This is a genomic window from Pseudomonas zhanjiangensis, assembly GCF_041027545.1.
In the GTDB taxonomy this organism is placed as follows: domain Bacteria; phylum Pseudomonadota; class Gammaproteobacteria; order Pseudomonadales; family Pseudomonadaceae; genus Aquipseudomonas; species Aquipseudomonas zhanjiangensis.
Genome location: NZ_JBFTEG010000007.1, coordinates 135,255 through 152,074, shown reverse-complemented (window position 1 = coordinate 152,074; position 16,820 = coordinate 135,255). Strand labels below are relative to the sequence as shown.

18 protein-coding genes are annotated in these 16,820 nt (G+C 70.0%); all 18 read left to right on the top strand.

Annotated features, from left to right (window positions below; all coding sequences use genetic code 11):
* The first annotated feature begins 25 nt into the window (after window positions 1-25).
* Window positions 26-601, top strand: a complete 576-nt coding sequence (locus AB5S05_RS11050) for a hypothetical protein (RefSeq protein ID WP_369287569.1) — start codon at window positions 26-28, stop codon at window positions 599-601.
* The gene (gene cobO / locus AB5S05_RS11045) at window positions 598-1,209 is read left to right on the top strand and encodes a cob(I)yrinic acid a,c-diamide adenosyltransferase (protein ID WP_369287568.1); all 612 of its coding nucleotides are present in this window, start codon (window positions 598-600) and stop codon (window positions 1,207-1,209) included. The genes AB5S05_RS11050 and cobO overlap by 4 nt, the downstream gene beginning before the upstream one ends.
* Window positions 1,210-1,333: 124 nt before the next feature.
* Window positions 1,334-2,653 carry a cobyrinic acid a,c-diamide synthase CobB gene (locus tag AB5S05_RS11040; RefSeq protein WP_369287567.1) on the top strand — a complete coding sequence of 440 codons (1,320 nt, stop codon included), beginning with the start codon at window positions 1,334-1,336 and terminating at the stop codon, window positions 2,651-2,653.
* A complete protein-coding gene (gene bluB / locus AB5S05_RS11035) occupies window positions 2,650-3,300 on the top strand; it encodes a 5,6-dimethylbenzimidazole synthase (RefSeq protein ID WP_369287566.1) in 651 nt (216 codons plus the stop codon). The genes AB5S05_RS11040 and bluB overlap by 4 nt, the downstream gene beginning before the upstream one ends.
* Window positions 3,297-4,097, top strand: coding sequence for a cobalamin-binding protein (locus AB5S05_RS11030; protein WP_369287636.1), 801 nt, complete (start codon window positions 3,297-3,299; stop codon window positions 4,095-4,097). Before bluB ends, AB5S05_RS11030 begins: the two co-directional genes overlap by 4 nt.
* Window positions 4,094-5,002 (top strand): adenosylcobinamide-phosphate synthase CbiB, encoded by a 909-nt coding sequence (cbiB, locus tag AB5S05_RS11025; protein WP_369287564.1) that lies wholly within the window; start codon window positions 4,094-4,096, stop codon window positions 5,000-5,002. The genes AB5S05_RS11030 and cbiB overlap by 4 nt, the downstream gene beginning before the upstream one ends.
* Window positions 4,995-5,987 carry a threonine-phosphate decarboxylase CobD gene (gene cobD / locus AB5S05_RS11020; protein ID WP_369287563.1) on the top strand — a complete coding sequence of 331 codons (993 nt, stop codon included), beginning with the start codon at window positions 4,995-4,997 and terminating at the stop codon, window positions 5,985-5,987. Before cbiB ends, cobD begins: the two co-directional genes overlap by 8 nt.
* Complete coding sequence (locus tag AB5S05_RS11015) at window positions 5,984-7,432, top strand: cobyric acid synthase (RefSeq protein ID WP_369287562.1); 1,449 nt, start codon at window positions 5,984-5,986, stop codon at window positions 7,430-7,432. Before cobD ends, AB5S05_RS11015 begins: the two co-directional genes overlap by 4 nt.
* Window positions 7,433-7,570: 138 nt before the next feature.
* Window positions 7,571-8,092, top strand: coding sequence for a bifunctional adenosylcobinamide kinase/adenosylcobinamide-phosphate guanylyltransferase (gene cobU, locus AB5S05_RS11010; protein ID WP_369287561.1), 522 nt, complete (start codon window positions 7,571-7,573; stop codon window positions 8,090-8,092).
* Entirely contained in the window at window positions 8,089-9,141 is a 1,053-nt protein-coding gene (cobT, locus tag AB5S05_RS11005) for a nicotinate-nucleotide--dimethylbenzimidazole phosphoribosyltransferase (protein ID WP_369287560.1), read from the top strand. Before cobU ends, cobT begins: the two co-directional genes overlap by 4 nt.
* Entirely contained in the window at window positions 9,138-9,713 is a 576-nt protein-coding gene (cobC, locus tag AB5S05_RS11000) for an alpha-ribazole phosphatase family protein (RefSeq protein ID WP_369287559.1), read from the top strand. Before cobT ends, cobC begins: the two co-directional genes overlap by 4 nt.
* Window positions 9,710-10,435 carry an adenosylcobinamide-GDP ribazoletransferase gene (locus AB5S05_RS10995; RefSeq protein WP_369287558.1) on the top strand — a complete coding sequence of 242 codons (726 nt, stop codon included), beginning with the start codon at window positions 9,710-9,712 and terminating at the stop codon, window positions 10,433-10,435. Before cobC ends, AB5S05_RS10995 begins: the two co-directional genes overlap by 4 nt.
* A 36-nt stretch (window positions 10,436-10,471) precedes the next feature.
* On the top strand, window positions 10,472-11,413 hold the full coding sequence (locus AB5S05_RS10990; RefSeq protein ID WP_369287557.1) for a transporter substrate-binding domain-containing protein: 942 nt from the start codon (window positions 10,472-10,474) through the stop codon (window positions 11,411-11,413).
* Window positions 11,414-11,535: 122 nt separating this feature from the next.
* The gene (locus AB5S05_RS10985; RefSeq protein ID WP_369287556.1) at window positions 11,536-12,738 is read left to right on the top strand and encodes an MFS transporter; all 1,203 of its coding nucleotides are present in this window, start codon (window positions 11,536-11,538) and stop codon (window positions 12,736-12,738) included.
* Window positions 12,735-12,860 carry a hypothetical protein gene (locus AB5S05_RS10980; protein WP_369287555.1) on the top strand — a complete coding sequence of 42 codons (126 nt, stop codon included), beginning with the start codon at window positions 12,735-12,737 and terminating at the stop codon, window positions 12,858-12,860. The genes AB5S05_RS10985 and AB5S05_RS10980 overlap by 4 nt, the downstream gene beginning before the upstream one ends.
* 121 nt (window positions 12,861-12,981) lie before the next feature.
* On the top strand, window positions 12,982-13,908 hold the full coding sequence (locus AB5S05_RS10975) for an esterase/lipase family protein (RefSeq protein ID WP_369287554.1): 927 nt from the start codon (window positions 12,982-12,984) through the stop codon (window positions 13,906-13,908).
* A 51-nt stretch (window positions 13,909-13,959) separates the two neighbouring features.
* A complete protein-coding gene (locus tag AB5S05_RS10970) occupies window positions 13,960-15,027 on the top strand; it encodes a lipase secretion chaperone (protein WP_369287553.1) in 1,068 nt (355 codons plus the stop codon).
* Window positions 15,028-15,048: 21 nt separating this feature from the next.
* Entirely contained in the window at window positions 15,049-16,818 is a 1,770-nt protein-coding gene (locus tag AB5S05_RS10965) for a hybrid sensor histidine kinase/response regulator (protein WP_369287552.1), read from the top strand.
* The last annotated feature ends 2 nt before the right edge of the window (window positions 16,819-16,820 follow it).

Below are 16,820 nucleotides of genomic sequence, written 5' to 3'. Positions count from 1 at the left end.
CGGCGCCCAACCCAGGAGAACCACCATGCTCAAGCTGTCCCCCCGCGTGCAACTGCTGATCGGCCTCGCGCTGATGGCGCTGCTGGCCATGACCCGTGGCCATCACTTCGCCTCGGTCAACCTGCCCAGCGCCTCCTGGGCGGTGTTCTTCCTCGCCGGCGTGCTGCTGACGCCGCGCTGGGTATTTCCGGCGTTGTTCGTCGAGGCCTCGCTGCTGGACTTCGCCGCGATCGAGTGGGCCGGGGTAAGCGACTGGTGCATGTCGCCGGCCTACTGGCTGCTGGTCCCGGCCTATGGCTCGCTGTGGCTGGGCGGGCGCCTGTACGCCGGCTGGCACCGTGACAACCTGTCGAGCCTGGCGCTGCTGGTGGCGACCGTTTCGCTCAGCGCCTTGGTCGCCTACCTGCTGTCTGGCGGTGGCTTCCTGTACTTCTCCGGGCGCTATCCGGAGCCGAGCCTGGCCCTGCTGGCCGAGCGCATCGCCCTCTACTACCCGCGCTACCTGGGCAACCTGGCGCTCTATATCGGCCTGGCCGCGGTACTCTATGTTGGCGTGCGCAGTGCAGTCGGCCTGCGCCAGCGCAATGAGGTAAGTCGATGAGCGAATCGGCCGAACGCGACGCCCGGCACAAGGCGCGCATGGAGCGCAAGAAGGCCCTGATCGACGAGAAGATCGCCCAGGCCCAGGACGAATACGGCCTGCTGCTGGTGCACACGGGCAACGGCAAGGGCAAGAGCAGCTCGGCCTTCGGCATGGTTGCCCGCGCCCTCGGTCACGGGATCAAGGTCGGCGTGGTGCAGTTCATCAAGGGCGCCGCCAGCACCGGCGAAGAGAGCTTCTTCCGCCGCTTTCCCGAGGAGGTCAGCTACCACGTGATGGGCGAGGGCTTCACCTGGGAAACCCAGGACCGCCAGCGCGACATCGACAAGGCCCAGCAGGCCTGGGACGTGGCGCGCCAACTGCTGGGCGACCCGGCCGTCGGCCTGGTGGTGCTGGACGAGCTGAACATCGCCCTGAAGTACGGCTACCTGGAGCTGGAGACCGTGCTCGCCGACATCCAGTCGCGGCCGCTGCTGCAACACGTGGTGGTGACCGGCCGTGGCGCCTTGCCGGGCATGATCGAGGCGGCCGATACCGTCACCGAGATGAGCCTGGTCAAGCACGCCTTCAAGGCCGGGGTCAAAGCGCAGAAGGGCGTGGAGTTCTGATGCTCTCGCTCAAAGCGTTCAAAGATCGCAGCTGTGTAGGGTGGATGACGCCTTCTTCATCCACCGCTGTCGCTGGTGGATGGGTAAGGCGTCATCCACCCTACGATGCTGAACGGAGCCTGCGATGAGCCATAGAAACTGCCCGGCGCTGTTGATCGCTGCCCCGGCCTCGGGCCAGGGCAAGACCACGGTCACCGCCGCCCTGGCGCGGTTGCACGCGCGCCAGGGCAAGCGGGTGCGGGTGTTCAAGTGCGGCCCGGATTTTCTCGACCCGATGATCCTCGCCCGCGCCAGCGGCGCACCTGTGTACCAGCTGGACCTGTGGATGGTCGGCGCGGAAGACAGCCGGCGGCTGCTCTGGCAGGCGGCGGGGGAGGCCGACCTGATCCTGATCGAGGGGGTGATGGGCCTGTTCGACGGCACCCCCTCGGCCGCCGACCTGGCCCGGCGCTTCGGCGTGCCGGTGCTGGCGGTGATCGACGGCTCGGCCATGGCCCAGACCTTCGGTGCCCTGGCCCACGGCCTGGCCAGCTTCCAGCCCGATCTGCCGTTCTCCGGGGTACTCGGCAACCGGGTCGGCAGCGCCCGGCATGGCGAGATCCTGCGCGATGCCCTGCCCGAGTCGATCCGCTGGTACGGCGCCCTGCCGCGCAGCGCCGCGGTCGAGTTGCCCAGCCGTCACCTGGGCCTGGTCCAGGCCGACGAGCTGAGTGACCTGGATGCGCGCCTGGATGCCGCGGCCGATGCCTTGGAGGCCAGTGCCTTGGCCGCCAGCGCCGAGGTGGCCCTGCCGGCGCAGGTGAGTTTCGCCGCACCCGACGCGCAGGCACTCGAGCCGCTGCTGGCCGGGGTGCGCATCGGCGTGGCCCGTGACGCCGCCTTCGCCTTTCTCTACCAGGCCAACCTCGACCTGCTGCGGGCGTTGGGCGCCGAGCTGCGCTTCTTCTCGCCCCTGGCCGACAGCCAGCTGCCGGAGGTCGACAGCCTCTACCTGCCCGGCGGCTACCCCGAGCTGCACCTGGCCCGGCTGGCGGCCAACCAGGCCATGGCCGGGGCGATCCGCGCCCACCATGACGCCGGCAAGCCGATCCACGCCGAATGCGGCGGCATGCTCTATCTGTTCGAACGTCTGACCGACAAGCAGGGGCAGAGCGCGGCCATGCTCGGCCTGCTGCCGGGCGAGGCGACGCTGCAGCCGCGACTGACCGCCCTGGCCCTGCAGGAGGCCGAGCTGCCCGGCGGACGCCTGCGCGGCCATACCTTCCATCATTCGGCTTTGACCAGCGAGCTTACGCCGCTCGCCCGGGGTGAGTGCCCGAACTACAGGCGCACCGCCGAGGCGGTCTATCGCCAGGGCCGGCTGACCGCCTCCTATATCCACTTCTACCTGGCGTCCAACCCGGCGGCGGCGGCGGAGCTATTTCTTTCACGAGAGCGGCCATGAGCCAGCAGGCCTTCAGTGAAGCGGAGCGGGCGGCGGTCTACCGGGCCATCGCCGAGCGCCGCGACATGCGCCACTTCTGTGGGGGTGAAGTAGCGCCCGAGGTGCTGGCGCGGCTGCTGGAGGCGGCGCACCAGGCGCCCAGCGTCGGCCTGATGCAGCCCTGGCGCTTTGTTCGCATCACCCGCCCGGACCTGCGCCAGTCGATCCAGGCCCTGGTGGAAGAGGAGCGGCTGCGCACCGCCGAGGCCCTGGGCGAGCGCGGCGAGGAGTTCCTGCGGCTCAAGGTCGAGGGCATCGGCGATTGCGCCGAGCTGCTGGTGGTGGCCCTGATGGAGGGCCGCGAGGCCCACGTGTTCGGCCGCCGCACCCTGCCGGAGATGGACCTGGCCTCGATGGCCTGCGCCATTCAGAATCTCTGGCTGGCCGCCCGCGCCGAGGGCCTGGGACTCGGCTGGGTGTCGCTGTTCGAGCCGCAGGCATTGGCCGAGTTGCTGGCCATGCCCAGCGGCAGCAAGCCGCTGGCGCTGCTCTGCCTGGGGCCGGTGACGGCCTTCTACGAGACGCCGATGCTGGTGCAGCAGGGCTGGGCCGAGCCACGGCCGCTCAGTGAGCTGCTGTTCGAGAATCGCTGGGGAGAACGACCCTGATGAAAGGCCCGCAACGCATCGCCTGCCTGTCCACCGAGACCTGCGAGACCCTCTACCTGCTCGGCGAGCAGGCGCGTATCGCCGGCATCTCCGGCTTCACCGTGCGTCCGCCCCAGGCGCGCCAGGACAAGCCCAAGGTCAGCGGCTTCAGCACGGCGCGGATCGACAAGATCCTCGCGGTGCAGCCCGACCTGGTGCTGGGCTACTGCGACCTGCAGGCGGACATCCTCGCCGAACTGGCGCGCGAGGGCGTGGAGGTGCACCTGTTCAACCAGCGCGACGTCGCCGGCATCCTGCGCATGATCGAGACCCTCGGCGCCCTGGTCGATGCCCGCGAGCGCGCCGAGCGCCTGGTCGCCGAGCTGGACGCCGGGCTGCAGGCGATCCGCGCCAGCGCCGCGCAGCTGCCACGCCGGCCCAGGGTGTACTTCGAGGAGTGGAACGACCCGCTGATCAGCGGCATCGGCTGGGTCAGCGAACTGATCGAGCTGGCCGGCGGCGAAGACTGCTTCGCCGAACTGGGCCGCTTCAAGCGCGCCAAGCAGCGCATCATCGCGGACCCGCAGGAGGTGGTGCGGCGCGACCCCGAGCTGATCATCGGCTCCTGGTGCGGCAGGCACTTTCGCCCCGAGCAAGTCGCCGCGCGCCCCGGCTGGGAGGCGATTGCCGCCGTGCGCAGCGGCCAGCTGCACGAGATCAAGTCCGCCGACATCCTCCAGCCCGGTCCGGCCGCCCTGACCGATGGGGTGCGCCAGCTGCACGCCTTGATTCGCGGCTGCGTGGAGGCGGGGGCATGAGCCTGGTGCTCGGCGCGCTGGCCGGGGTGGCCCTGGACCTGCGCTTCGGCGAGCCCAGGGGCTGGCATCCGCTGGTGGCCTTCGGGCGCCTGGCGACGCGCCTCGAGCAGCGCTTCAACCCGGGCGGGCGCGGCTGGCGCAGCCATGGTGTCACGGCCTGGTGCCTGGCGGTGCTGCCCCTGACCCTGGTGGCGGCGCTGCTGGCCCAGCTGCCGGGGCTCGGCTGGGCGCTCGAAGTTATCGCCCTGTATGCGGCCCTTGGCCTGCGCAGCCTTGGCGAGCATGCGCTACCGGTGGCCCAGGCCCTGCGCCTGGGTGACCTGGCGCTGGCGCGCGAGCGGGTCGGCTACATGGTCAGTCGCAACACCGCCGCCCTGGATGCCACCGGGGTGGCCCGCGCCGGCACCGAGTCGGTGCTGGAAAACGGCTCGGACGCGGTGTTCGCCGCGCTGTTCTGGTTCCTCGTGGCCGGCGCGCCGGGGGTGGTGCTCTATCGCCTGAGCAACACCCTGGACGCCATGTGGGGCTACCGCAATCCACGCTTCGAGCGCTTCGGCTGGGCCGCGGCAAGGATCGACGACGGGCTCAACTACATTCCGTCGCGTTTAGTCGCGCTGAGCTACGCGCTGCTCGGCCGCACCGCCCTGGCCCTGCGTTGCTGGCAGCGCCAGGCGCCGCAGTGGGACAGCCCCAACGCCGGCCCGGTGATGGCCGCTGGCGCCGGTGCCCTGGGCGTCAGCCTGGGCGGGGCGGCCATCTACCACGGGCGCGAGGAGCAGCGCCCGCAGTTGGGCGAGGGTGCCGAGCCGCGGGCGCGGGATATCGAGCGGGCGCTGAACCTGGTCAATGGCGGGGTGCTGCTGTGGCTGGCGCTGTTGCTGCTGGCGGAGGTGACCCTTGCTTGAGCACGGCGGCCGGCTGCGCGCGGCGGCGCGGCGCCATGGCATCGCCCTGGGCGACTGGCTAGACCTGTCCACCGGCATCGCTCCCTATGGCTGGCCGCTGCCGCCGATTCCTGCGAGCGCCTGGACCCGACTGCCCGAGACCGACGACGGCCTGGAGGCGGCGGCCCGCGACTACTACGGCGCCGCGCACCTGCTGCCGGTGGCCGGCTCCCAGGCGGCAATCCAGGCCCTGCCGCGGCTGCGCGAACGCTGCCGGGTCGGCGTGGTCGCCCCGGCCTACGCCGAGCACGCCGCGGCCTGGCGGCGCGAGGGCCATCGCCTGCTGGAACTCAGCGAGGCGGGGATCAACCGGGCCCTGGAGCGCCTCGAGGTGCTGCTGCTGGTCAACCCGAACAACCCCACGGGCCGGCGTTTCGCCCCCGAGCAGCTGCTGGCCTGGCGCGCGCGCCTGGCCGAGCGTGGCGGCTGGCTGCTGGTCGACGAGGCCTTTATCGACTGCACCCCCGAGCACAGTCTGGCGGCCCACTGCGACCGACCCGGGCTGATCGTGCTGCGTTCTTTCGGCAAGTTCTTCGGCCTGGCCGGCATCCGCCTGGGGTTCGTCCTGGCCGAGCCGGCGCTGCTGGCCCGGCTCGACGAGCTGCTCGGTCCCTGGGCTGTCAGTGGTCCGGCGCGCGCCCTGGCCACCGCCTTGCTGCAGGATGGGCCCGGTCAGCAGGTGCAGCGTGAGCGCCTGCGGGCCGATGGTGAACGCCTGGCCCGGCTGCTGCGCGAGCAGGGCCTGACGCCGACCGGCGGTTGCGCGTTGTTCCAGTGGTTGGCCGATGCGCGCGCGGCCGTGCTGCACGAGTTTCTCGCCGCCCAGGGCATCCTCACCCGGCTGTTCCAGCAACCCCAGAGCCTGCGTTTCGGCCTGCCGCCGGACGAGTCGGGCTGGGCACGACTGGAGCGGGCCTTACAAGCATTCAAGGAGCATTCGGCATGACCACATTGATGGTCCAGGGCACCACCTCCGACGCCGGCAAGAGTACCCTGGTGACCGCGCTGTGCCGCTGGCTCAGACGCCAGGGCGTGGCCGTGGCGCCGTTCAAGCCGCAGAACATGGCGCTCAATTCCGCCGTGACTGAAGACGGTGGCGAGATCGGCCGCGCCCAGGCGGTGCAGGCCCAGGCCGCCGGCCTGGCGCCGCACACCGACATGAACCCGGTGCTGCTCAAGCCCAACAGTGACATCGGCGCCCAGGTGATCATCCACGGCCGCGCCATCAGCAGCATGGATGCCGCCGCCTACCACGACTACAAGCGGGTGGCGATGGACGCGGTGCTGGCCTCCCACGGGCGCCTGAGCGCCGCCTACCCGGTGGTGATGGTGGAGGGCGCCGGCTCGCCGGCCGAGATCAACCTCAGGGCCGGTGATATCGCCAACATGGGCTTCGCCGAGGCGGTGGACTGCCCGGTGATCCTGATCGCCGACATCGACAAGGGCGGGGTGTTCGCCCACCTGGTCGGCACCCTGGCTCTGCTGTCGGAGAGCGAACAGGCGCGTATCCAGGGCTTCGTGATCAACCGCTTTCGTGGCGACATCGCCCTGCTGCAACCGGGGCTGGACTGGCTGGAGCAACGCACCGGCAAGCCGGTGCTCGGCGTGCTGCCGTACCTGATGGATTTCCACCTGGAAGCCGAGGACGCCATCGATGTACGCCAGGCGGCCAAGGCCGGCGAGGTGCTCAAGGTGGTGGTGCCGGTGCTGCCGCGCATCAGCAACCACACCGATTTCGACCCGCTGCGCCTGCATCCGCAGGTCGAGCTGAGCTTCGTCGGCCCCGGCCAGGCGATCCCATCCGCCGACCTGATCATCCTGCCCGGCTCCAAGAGCGTGCGCGCCGACCTGGCATTCCTCCGTGAGCAGGGCTGGGAGGCGGCCATCGGCAAGCACCTGCGCTACGGCGGCAAGCTCGTCGGCATCTGCGGCGGCCTGCAGATGCTCGGCGCGCGGATCGACGATCCCCATGGCCTGGAAGGCGCGCCCGGCAGCAGCCTGGGCCTGGGCCTGCTGGAGTTCGCCACGGTGCTGGAGCCGGAGAAGCAGCTGCGCAACGTCCGCGGCCGCCTGTGCCTGGAGGATGCGCCCGTGTCCGGCTACGAGATCCACGCCGGGGTCAGCGCGGGCGCCGGCCTGAATGGCGCGGTGCAACTGGACGACGGCCGCGTTGATGGTGGCGTCAGCGCCGACGGCCAGGTGCTCGGCACCTACCTGCACGGCCTGTTCGAGTCGGGTCCGGCCTGCAGCGCGTTGCTGCGCTGGGCGGGGCTACGTCAGGTGAGGCAAGTCGACTACCAGGCCCTGCGCGAGCGCGACATCGAGCGCCTGGCGGACCTGGTCGAGGCCCATCTGGATACCGGGAAACTGCGCGAACTCTGTGGCCTGTAGGCTGGATGTCGCCTTCTGCATCCAGCAAGGCGGCCACAGTTTCCTAGGGTGGATCGCGCCTTATCGATCTGCCATGTGTGACGGGATGGTGGATGGGCGAAGCGACATCCACCCTACGGCTAATTAGAGAGACTGGTTATGCATGAACTGATTCTCGGCGGCGCCCGTTCCGGCAAGAGCCGCCTGGCCGAGCGCCTGGCGGCCGAGTCCGGGCTGGCGGTGACCTACATCGCCACCAGCCAGGCGCTGGACGGCGAGATGGACGCGCGCATCGCCCAGCACCGGGCCCGCCGTCCGGCGCACTGGGCCCTGGTGGAGGAGCCGCTGCAACTGGCCCGGGTGCTGGCCGAGCAGGCCGGCGAAGGCCGTTGCCTGCTGGTCGACTGCCTGACCCTGTGGCTGAGCAACCTGCTGATGCTGGACGATGAGGCGCGCCTGGCGGCCGAGCGCGAGGCCCTGCTCGAGTGCCTGGCGGGACTGCCTGGGCGGGTGATCCTGGTCAGCAACGAGACTGGCCTGGGCATAGTGCCGCTGGGCGAGCTGACCCGCCGCTACGTGGACGCCGCCGGCTGGCTGCACCAGGCTCTGGCCGAGCGCTGCCAGCGGGTGCTGTTCACCGTGGCAGGGCTGCCGATGGTGCTGAAAGGAGAGGCACCATGAATCAAGCGTGGTGGCAGCAGGCCTGCCGAGCGCCGGATGAGGCGGCGCGCGCCCAGGCCGAGGCACGTCAGCAGCAGCTGACCAAGCCGGCCGGCTCGCTCGGCCAGCTGGAGCGGGTGGCGATCCAGTTGGCGGCGCTGCAGGGGCGCGAGCGGCCCAGCATCGAACGGGTGGCGATCGGTATCTTCGCCGGCGACCATGGCGTGGTCGCCGAGGGGGTGTCGGCCTTCCCCCAGGAAGTCACCGGGCAGATGCTGGGCAACTTCGTCGCCGGCGGCGCGGCCATCAGCGTTTTGGCGCGGCAGCTGGGCGCGGCGCTGGAGGTGGTCGACCTGGGCACCGTGCAGCCCCTGGCGCTGCCCGGGGTGCGCCACCTGCACCTCGGCGCTGGCACCGCCAACCTGGCCCAGGGCCCGGCGCTGACCGGCGAGCAGGCGCAACTGGCCCTGCAGGCCGGGCGCGACGCCGTGCTGCGCGCGCAGCAAGACGGCGCCGAGCTGTTTATCGGCGGCGAGATGGGCATCGGCAACACCACCGTGGCCACGGCCCTGGCCTGCTGGCTGCTGGATTGCCCGGCGGCCGAGCTGGCCGGCCCCGGCACCGGCCTGGACGACGCCGGGGTGGCGCGCAAGGCGGCGGTGATCGACGCGGCCCTGGCCCTGCACGGCCCGGCCATCGGCGAGCCGCTGGAGGCGCTGCGCCGTCTCGGCGGCTTCGAGATCCTCGCCCTGGTCGGCGCCTACCTGGCCGGCGCCCAGCAGGGCGTGCCGCTACTGGTCGATGGTTTCATCTGCAGCGTCGCGGCGCTGGCGGCGGCGCGCCTCAACCCCGGCTGCCGCGCCTGGCTGCTGTTCGCCCACCAGGGCGCCGAGCCGGGCCACCGGCGGCTGCTGCAGGCGCTGGCGGCCGAGCCGCTGCTGCAACTGGGCCTGCGCCTGGGCGAGGGCAGCGGCGCCGCCCTGGCCGTGCCGCTGCTGCAGCTGGCGTGCCGACTGCACGGCGAGATGGCCACCTTCGCCGAGGCGGCAGTCGCGGAGCGTCCGGCATGAGCGTCTACCTGGAACTGCTGCGCCACGGCGAGACCGAGCAGGGCGGTGGCCTGCGTGGCAGCCTCGACGATGCCCTGACCGAAACAGGCTGGGCCCAGCTGCGTGCGGCGGTCGAGGGGGCCGGGCCCTGGGACCGGCTGATCAGCTCGCCGCTGCAGCGCTGCGCGCGCTTCGCTGAGGAGCTGGCGGCGCAGCGCGGCCTGCCCTTGAGCCTGGAACCGGCGCTGCAGGAGCTGCACTTCGGCGCCTGGGAAGGGCGCAGCGCCGCCGAGCTGATGGTCAGCGATGCCGATGCCCTGGGACGTTTCTGGGCCGATCCCTATGCGTTCACCCCGCCCGGCGGCGAGCCGCTGGTGGATTTCGAGGCGCGGGTGCTGGGCGCCGTGCAGCGCCTGCAGCTGCGCCATGCCGGCGAGCGCCTGCTGCTGATCACCCATGGCGGCGTGATGCGCCTGCTGCTGGCTGGTGCCCGCGGCCTGCCGCAGCAGGACCTGCTGCAGGTCAACGTGGCCCACGGCCAGCGTGTACGCCTGCAACTGGATCGCTTCGGCCGCCTGCAGGAGCTGCCATGACCCCGCTGCTGATCGCTCTGCAGTTTCTTACGCGCTTGCCGGTGCGCTTGGCGGCGATGCCCTCGGCCGCGGAAACCGGGCGCTCGCTGCTCTGGTACCCGGTGGTGGGCCTGCTGATCGGTCTGCTGCTGTTCGGCGCGCATCGGCTGCTGGGCGCGGCCCCGGTGCTGCTGCAGGCAGGGCTGCTGCTGGCGCTCTGGGTCGGCCTGAGTGGCGGCCTGCACCTGGATGGCCTGGCCGATAGTGTGGATGCCTGGGCCGGCGGCTTCGGCGACCGCGAGCGAACCCTGGCGATCATGAAGGACCCGCGTAGCGGGCCGATGGCGGTGGTGGCGCTGGTGCTGCTGCTGTTGCTCAAGTTCGTTGCCCTGGTCGTCCTGCTCGAGGCCGGCGAGGTCCTGCCGTTGCTGCTGGTGCCCTGGCTGGCGCGTGCACTCTTGCCGCTGCTGTGGCTGAGCACGCCCTACGTGCGCCCCGGCGGCCTGGGCCAGGCCCTGGCCGAGCACCTGCCGCGCCGCGAGCTGCCCTGGGTGCTCGCCGCGCATGGCGTGGCGCTGCTGTTGTGCGGCTGGAGCGCGCTGCTGGCGCTGCTGGTGGCCGCCGCACTGTTCCTATGGCTGCGCGGGCTGATGCTGCAACGCCTGGGCGGCACCACCGGCGATACCGCCGGCGCTTTGCTAGAGTTGATTGAGTGCGCGGTACTGCTGGTACTGGCGCTCTAGCTAAGCGCAGTGGCCTGCGCAGGGGGAGGGATCGCCTTGAACCGTGCACGGATTGCCCATGCTGCCGCCCTGGTTGTTTCCCTGGTTGCCGATCACAGCCGGCGCACCTGCAGGGTGTCCGGACTGCTGGCCATGCTGCTGGTAACCGGCGTGCAGGCCGAGTCGCTGACCTGGGGCCTGTTGCCCATCCCGGGCGGGGTGCTGCTCAAGGAAGGCGAGCCGCACAGCGGCATCCTGCTGGAGTCGCTGCAATTGCTCGAGCCGGACTTACCCGGCCTGGACATCCACTACGAGCTGTTCAACGTGCCGCGGCTGCAGCAGGCTTTGGCCGCTGGCCGCGAACTCTGCAGCAACGGCAGCCTGCCGCTGGCCGAGCGCGACCGCCTGGGTTACTTCGTCCCTTACTTGATGAGCCCGCCGATGGAGCTGGTGGTTCGGGCCGACACCGTGGCGCGCCTGCCCTGGCGCGGTGAGCGGCTGTACCTGAGCGACCTGCTGGCCAGCGAGCAGCTGCGCGGTGGTCTGGCCAGGCGGCGCACCTACCCGGAGGCGGTCCGCGCCGCTCTGGCGAAGGCGCAGGACGCAGGTAACCTGGAGCGCTTCGGCGGCGGTATCGCTGGCGGTGGTGAAAACCTGCTGTTCATGGTCAGCCACGGGCGCATCGACTTCACCCTGGAATACCCACCGGTGGTCATGGCGATCAACCGGGACGAGTTGATCCTCGAGCCGCTGCGCAGCATCGGCCTGGCGGACAACACCGAGTTGCAACTCAGTGGCATCTATTGCACCCGCAGCGCCTGGGGGCTGGCCATGGCCCGCCGCCTGGACCGCGCGGTGCGCCGGCAGATGGCCGAGCCGCGGGCCTTGCTGGCGCTCTACCAGCGCTACCTGCCGGCCGAGACTTTCGCCACCTACCGGACGCCCCTGCTCGACTATTTTCGCCGGCGCCATGAGGAGACCCACGCGCCGGTCCCCTGAATCGCGCGACAAGCCCGATTGGCCAATGGTCCGATTGCCAGCCGGGTGGCGAGGGGGCATCCTGCGGCAGATGATGTGGCTGCCATCAGGCAGCCAGTCGAATGGCGTGGAGAGTAAAGCGAATGAAGTCGCGGGCAACACTGTGGATTCTGCTGGGCGGGTCTTTGATCCTCGCCCTGTCATTGGGTATTCGTCACGGCTTCGGCCTGTTCCTGGCGCCGATGAGCGCGGAATTCGGCTGGGGACGCGAGGTGTTCGCCTTCGCCATCGCCCTGCAGAACCTGATCTGGGGTCTGACCCAGCCCTTCACCGGCGCCCTGGCCGATCGTTTCGGGGCGCAGCGCACCGTGGTGGTGGGCGGGGTCCTCTACGCCATCGGCCTGGCACTGATGGGGCTGGCAGACTCGGCCTGGTCGCTGTCGTTGAGCGCCGGCCTGCTGATCGGCATCGGCCTATCCGGCACCTCGTTCTCGGTGATCCTCGGTGTGGTCGGGCGCGCCGTGCCCGCAGAAAAACGCAGCCTGGGCATGGGTATCGCCGCGGCGGCAGGCTCGCTCGGGCAATTCGTCATGTTGCCGGGCAGTCTGGGCCTGATCAACTGGCTTGGCTGGTCGGCGGCGCTGCTGGTGCTGGGCCTGCTGGTGGCCCTGATCGTGCCACTGACGGCGATGATCAAGGACAAGCCGCTGCCGGTCCACGGTCAGGAACAGAGCCTGGCCGAGGCGCTGCGCGAGGCCTGTTCCCATTCCGGCTTCTGGCTGTTGGCGCTGGGCTTCTTCGTCTGCGGCTTCCAGGTGGTGTTCATCGGCGTGCACCTGCCGGCCTACCTGGTCGACCAGCACCTGCCGGCGCTGGTCGGCACCACGGTGCTGGCCCTGGTCGGCCTGTTCAACGTGTTCGGCACCTATATCGCCGGCTGGCTTGGCGGTCGCTTCGCCAAGCCGCGCCTGCTCAGTGCCCTGTACCTGGCGCGGGCGGCGGTGATCGGCGCCTTCATCATGGCGCCGCTGACGGTGTGGAGCGCCTACGCCTTCGGCATCGCCATGGGCCTGTTGTGGTTGTCCACGGTGCCTCTGACCAACGGCACGGTGGCCACCCTGTTCGGCGTGCGCAACCTGTCGATGCTCGGCGGCATCGTCTTCCTGTTCCATCAGCTCGGCGCCTTTCTCGGCGGCTGGATGGGCGGCTATCTGTACGACAAGACCGGCAGCTATGACCTGGTCTGGCAGATCGCGATTCTCCTCAGCCTGATGGCGGCCGCCCTCAACTGGCCGGTGCGCGAGCAGCCGGTGGCGCGCCTGCAGCAGGCCGGAGTCGGGGCATGAGCAGCAGGCTCTGGCTCGGCGCCGGCCTGCTGCTGGGCGCTGCGCTGCTGCTGGCCCTGAGTTGGTGGGGCTGGCGGCAAGGCGGTCTGGCCCTCCTGCAACTGGGCCTGGGCGCCTGCTGATCCACCAGGCTGCGCTCGGTCACCCATCTGGGCGATGCGCCGCCGCCAGTGGCCTTCTTAGACTCTTGTGGCGCCGGACGCAGTTTCCCGGCGTGCCCACAAGAAAAACAAGGAGGCACCCATGCGTCGCGTTATCACCACCGCCCTGGCCAGCCTGGCCCTGGCTGGCGCCGTCGAGGCCCAGGCCGGTTACACCCAGACCAAATACCCGATCGTGCTGGTACACGGCATCAGCGGGTTCGACACCCTTGGCGGTCTGGTCAATTATTTCCACACCATTCCCTGGAACCTTGAGCGCGACGGCGCCAAGGTCTATGTCGCCAGCGTCGCCGCGTTCAACGACAGCGAGCAGCGCGGCGCCGACCTGGCCCGGCAGATCGTGCCCTGGGCCGCGGCCAATGGCGGCAAGGTCAACCTGATCGGCCATAGCCAGGGGTCGCCGACCTCGCGGGTGGCGGCCTCGCTGCGTCCCGACCTGGTTGCCTCGGTGACCTCGGTCAACGGCGTCAACAAGGGTTCCAAGGTCGCCGACGTGGTGCGCGGGGTAGTGCCCGCCGATGGCGCCATCGAGGGCGGCGCCAATGCCATCGCCAATGCCCTGGGCGCGTTCATCAACCTGCTGTCGGGCAACAACAACCCGCAGGACGGCCTGGCCTCGCTGGAAACCCTGACCACTCCGGGTACCGCGGCGCTCAACAGCCGCCACCCCTGGGGCGTCAACAACGCCAGCTACTGCGCCAAGTCCACCGAGCTGCAGAGCGTGCGCGGCTATCCGATCCGCTACTTCTCCTGGACCGGAAATGTGGCCTACACCAACATCTTCGATGCCCTCGACCCGTTCCTGGCTGTTACCAGCCTGGCGTTCGGTGGCGAGAAGAACGATGGCCTGGTCGGCGTCTGTTCGACCTATCTGGGGCAAGTGCTCGGCGACAGCTACCACCTGAACCATGCCGATGCGATCAACCAGCTGTTCGGCATCCGCGGCTGGACCGAACCGGTATCGCTGTACCGTCAGCATGCCAATCGCCTGAAGAACAAAGGCGTCTGATCCTTGATGGCATCGCGGGCTGCCTCCTGCAGTCCGCCCCTTGGAGGTTCCATGCCCCTGCCGTTACGTTCGATTCTGCTGTGGGCGGTGCTGCTGTTCGGTGGCGCCGCCCTGATTGTCTATTGGCAGTGGCCGGGGCCGCTTCCGACGCAAGCCGCCGCAGTCTCCACGTTGCAGTCACCTGAGGTCCGCGCCAGCGTCCCGCTGGTCGAGGCGCCGCCGGCTGGGCTCGCGCCTGTGCTCCCCGCGCCTTTGCTGCCGGCGATGGCCGATACCGAGGTCGACGGCCGGCTCGATGTCGACAGCGCCGGCAACCTGCAACTGGGCCTGGGCATACGCGACTACTTCGACTATTTCCTCAGCGCCGCCGATCAGGCCGGCCTGGAGCGCGCGGTCGAGGCGCTGCTGGCCGATGCCGGCGCTCGCCTGCAGGAGCCGGCACTGGGTCAGCTGATCGGCCTGCTCGGTGACTACCTGGATTACAAGCGGGCCAGCCTGGCGTTGCTGCAACAGCCACTGGACGTGGCCCAGCAGGCGGATCCGCAGGCACGCCTGGCGACCTTGCAGCAAGCCTTCGACGGCCTGGCGCAGTTGCGTCGCGCGCATTTCGCCGCCGGCGCGGTCGAGGCGCTGTTCGGCGCCGAGGAAGCCTATGCCCGCTACACCCTCGACAGCCTGGCCCTGCAGGGCCGCGAAGACCTGAGCGAGACGGCCAAGGTCCAGGCCCAGGAGCGCCTGCGTGAGCAGCTGCCCGAGGCCCTGCGGGCCAGCGAGGCGCGCCAGAGCCAGGCGCTGGCCCAGCAAGCGCAGAGCGAACAGCTGTGGCGTGAAGGGGCGAGCGAGCAACAGGTGCGCCAGTTCCTCGCGTTGACTTATGATCCGCCGGCGGTCGAGCAGTTGCTCACCGAACAACGCAACGAACGGGCCTGGCAACAACGCTACGCCGCCTATCGCCAAGAACTGACCAGCCTGCAAGGGACTGGGCTCAGCCCGGCGGACCGGCGCCGCGAACAGCAACGCTTGCGCCAGCGCCTGTTCGACGCCGCCGACCAGCACCGGGTGGACACCTATGATGCGATTGCCGCCAAAGACTCGGACTCCGCCAGCGCCAAGCCCTGAATTGCGTCCGGGCGGCGTGGCATGAGCCTGGAACAGGAAGAGCGGCTGCTGCTGGCGCAACAGCGCGCCGGCTATCGCCTTCTGCGTTTCAGTGCCGAACTGGAGCAGGGCTTTCTCGAGCATCGGGTGCAGCGGGTGCGTCGGCGCTTGCTGCTGGTCGCCAGCATCGCGATCCTGTTTCAGTTGCTCTATACCCTGTTGGACCTGACCCTGATGCCGCTGGCGGTCGGGCTGTCGGTACTGCCGCTGCGAGTGCTGGGGCTGTGCGCCGCCGCGGCTGGTTTTCTCTACTGTCGCCGGCCTCAGAGCCCACCACGCCGGGTACTGCTGGCCTACTGCGCCGCCTACGGCTTCAACGGCGCCTGCGTCGCGGTGATCATCCACCTGTGCTGGGCCCAAGGCGTGGCCATGCCCTACGATGGCCTGTTCCTGATTCTGCTGTTCGGCTACCTGCTGCTGGGGGTGTCGTTCCGCGCCGTGAGCCTGGCTGCCTGGGGCTTCTGCGGGCTGTTTCTGGCGCTCGGCCTGCTGGCGGTCGAACCGGCCGGTTTTCTCGCCTATCAGGGCCAGTTCCTGCTCTGCGCCAACCTGATCGGCAGCCTCGGTGCCTACCTGCAGGAGCATGGCCAGCGCGGTGCCTGGATCAACCTGCGCCTGCTCGACCTGGCCCGCTTGCGCGCCGAGGCCGATGATGCGCGCAAGCTGCGCCTGCTCGCCGCCGCCAGCCATGACCTGCGCCAGCCGCTGAATGCCATGGGCTTGTATGCCCAGCACCTGCTCGAGCAGGAGCAGCAACCGGCCATTCGCCGTATCAGCAGCCGCCTGGCGGTATCGATCGAGCAACTCGGTCGCTTGCTGCAGTCACTGCTGGACTATACCCGCCTGACCCTGCCGGGTGGCGTTCAGGTGCGTCCGGAGGTCTTCGCCTTGCGCCCTCTGCTCGAGCGTCTGAGTGGAGAGACCGGACGCGAGGCGCAGGTGCAGGGCATCGAGTTGGACTGGCAGTGTCCTGAGCTCTGGGTGCGCAGCGATCCACTGCTGCTCGAGCGGATGCTGCGCAACTTGCTGAGCAATGCCCTGCGCCATGCCCAGGCGGGGCGGGTGCGAATCGTTGCCCGGGAGCAGGGCGACAGCGTGCGCCTGGAGGTGATCGACGATGGTCGCGGCCTGACGCCCGAGGAGCAGGCTCAGGTGTTCGAGGAGTTCCGCCAGCTCGACAACCCCGGGCGCAACGCCGAACTGGGCCTGGGGCTTGGCCTGGCGATCGTCCGCCAGCTGGCGGCCCTGCTCGGTCATCCATTGCAGCTGCGCTCCGCGCCAGGGCAGGGCAGCTGTTTCAGTCTGGATCTGCCGTGGGCGCTGGCCGGCCAGCAGCGCCCGGCTCCCGCGGCCAGCGCGACGCTGCAGGGGCGGGTACTGGTGCTGGAGGACGATCGGGAGGGACGCGAGGCCCTGGCCGGTCTGTTGCGGCGCTGGGGCTGCGAGGTAACCGCCTGCGCCGACTTGCCGGCCGCCTTGTGCAGCCTGCAGACGGCAGCGCCGCAATTGCTGATCAGCGACTATCGGCTGGCCGCGGTCGAGGATGGCTTGCGCGCCATCGATCGCCTGCGCGAGGCAGCCGGACAGATGCTTCCGGCCTTGCTGATCAGCGCCGACCTGAGCCCGGAGTTGCAGGAGCGCTGCATTCCGGCGCACGTGACGCTGCTCGGCAAACCGCTGCTACCGGCGCGCTTGCGTCAGGCCTTGGTGGTGATGCTGCCGACCGTGCCCGTGGCGCAAGCCGGCGGGTAGGG

Excerpts from the sequence above, each read along its gene's own strand:
- AB5S05_RS11050 (WP_369287569.1), top strand. The coding sequence starts at position 26 with ATGCTCAAGCTGTCCCCCCGCGTGCAACTGCTGATCGGCCTCGCGCTG.
- cobO (WP_369287568.1), top strand. The coding sequence starts at position 598 with ATGAGCGAATCGGCCGAACGCGACGCCCGGCACAAGGCGCGCATGGAG.
- AB5S05_RS11040 (WP_369287567.1), top strand. The coding sequence starts at position 1,334 with ATGAGCCATAGAAACTGCCCGGCGCTGTTGATCGCTGCCCCGGCCTCG.
- bluB (WP_369287566.1), top strand. The coding sequence starts at position 2,650 with ATGAGCCAGCAGGCCTTCAGTGAAGCGGAGCGGGCGGCGGTCTACCGG.
- cbiB (WP_369287564.1), top strand. The coding sequence starts at position 4,094 with ATGAGCCTGGTGCTCGGCGCGCTGGCCGGGGTGGCCCTGGACCTGCGC.
- AB5S05_RS11015 (WP_369287562.1), top strand. The coding sequence starts at position 5,984 with ATGACCACATTGATGGTCCAGGGCACCACCTCCGACGCCGGCAAGAGT.
- cobU (WP_369287561.1), top strand. The coding sequence starts at position 7,571 with ATGCATGAACTGATTCTCGGCGGCGCCCGTTCCGGCAAGAGCCGCCTG.
- cobT (WP_369287560.1), top strand. The coding sequence starts at position 8,089 with ATGAATCAAGCGTGGTGGCAGCAGGCCTGCCGAGCGCCGGATGAGGCG.
- cobC (WP_369287559.1), top strand. The coding sequence starts at position 9,138 with ATGAGCGTCTACCTGGAACTGCTGCGCCACGGCGAGACCGAGCAGGGC.
- AB5S05_RS10995 (WP_369287558.1), top strand. The coding sequence starts at position 9,710 with ATGACCCCGCTGCTGATCGCTCTGCAGTTTCTTACGCGCTTGCCGGTG.
- AB5S05_RS10985 (WP_369287556.1), top strand. The coding sequence starts at position 11,536 with ATGAAGTCGCGGGCAACACTGTGGATTCTGCTGGGCGGGTCTTTGATC.
- AB5S05_RS10980 (WP_369287555.1), top strand. The coding sequence starts at position 12,735 with ATGAGCAGCAGGCTCTGGCTCGGCGCCGGCCTGCTGCTGGGCGCTGCG.
- AB5S05_RS10975 (WP_369287554.1), top strand. The coding sequence starts at position 12,982 with ATGCGTCGCGTTATCACCACCGCCCTGGCCAGCCTGGCCCTGGCTGGC.
- AB5S05_RS10970 (WP_369287553.1), top strand. The coding sequence starts at position 13,960 with ATGCCCCTGCCGTTACGTTCGATTCTGCTGTGGGCGGTGCTGCTGTTC.
- AB5S05_RS10965 (WP_369287552.1), top strand. The coding sequence starts at position 15,049 with ATGAGCCTGGAACAGGAAGAGCGGCTGCTGCTGGCGCAACAGCGCGCC.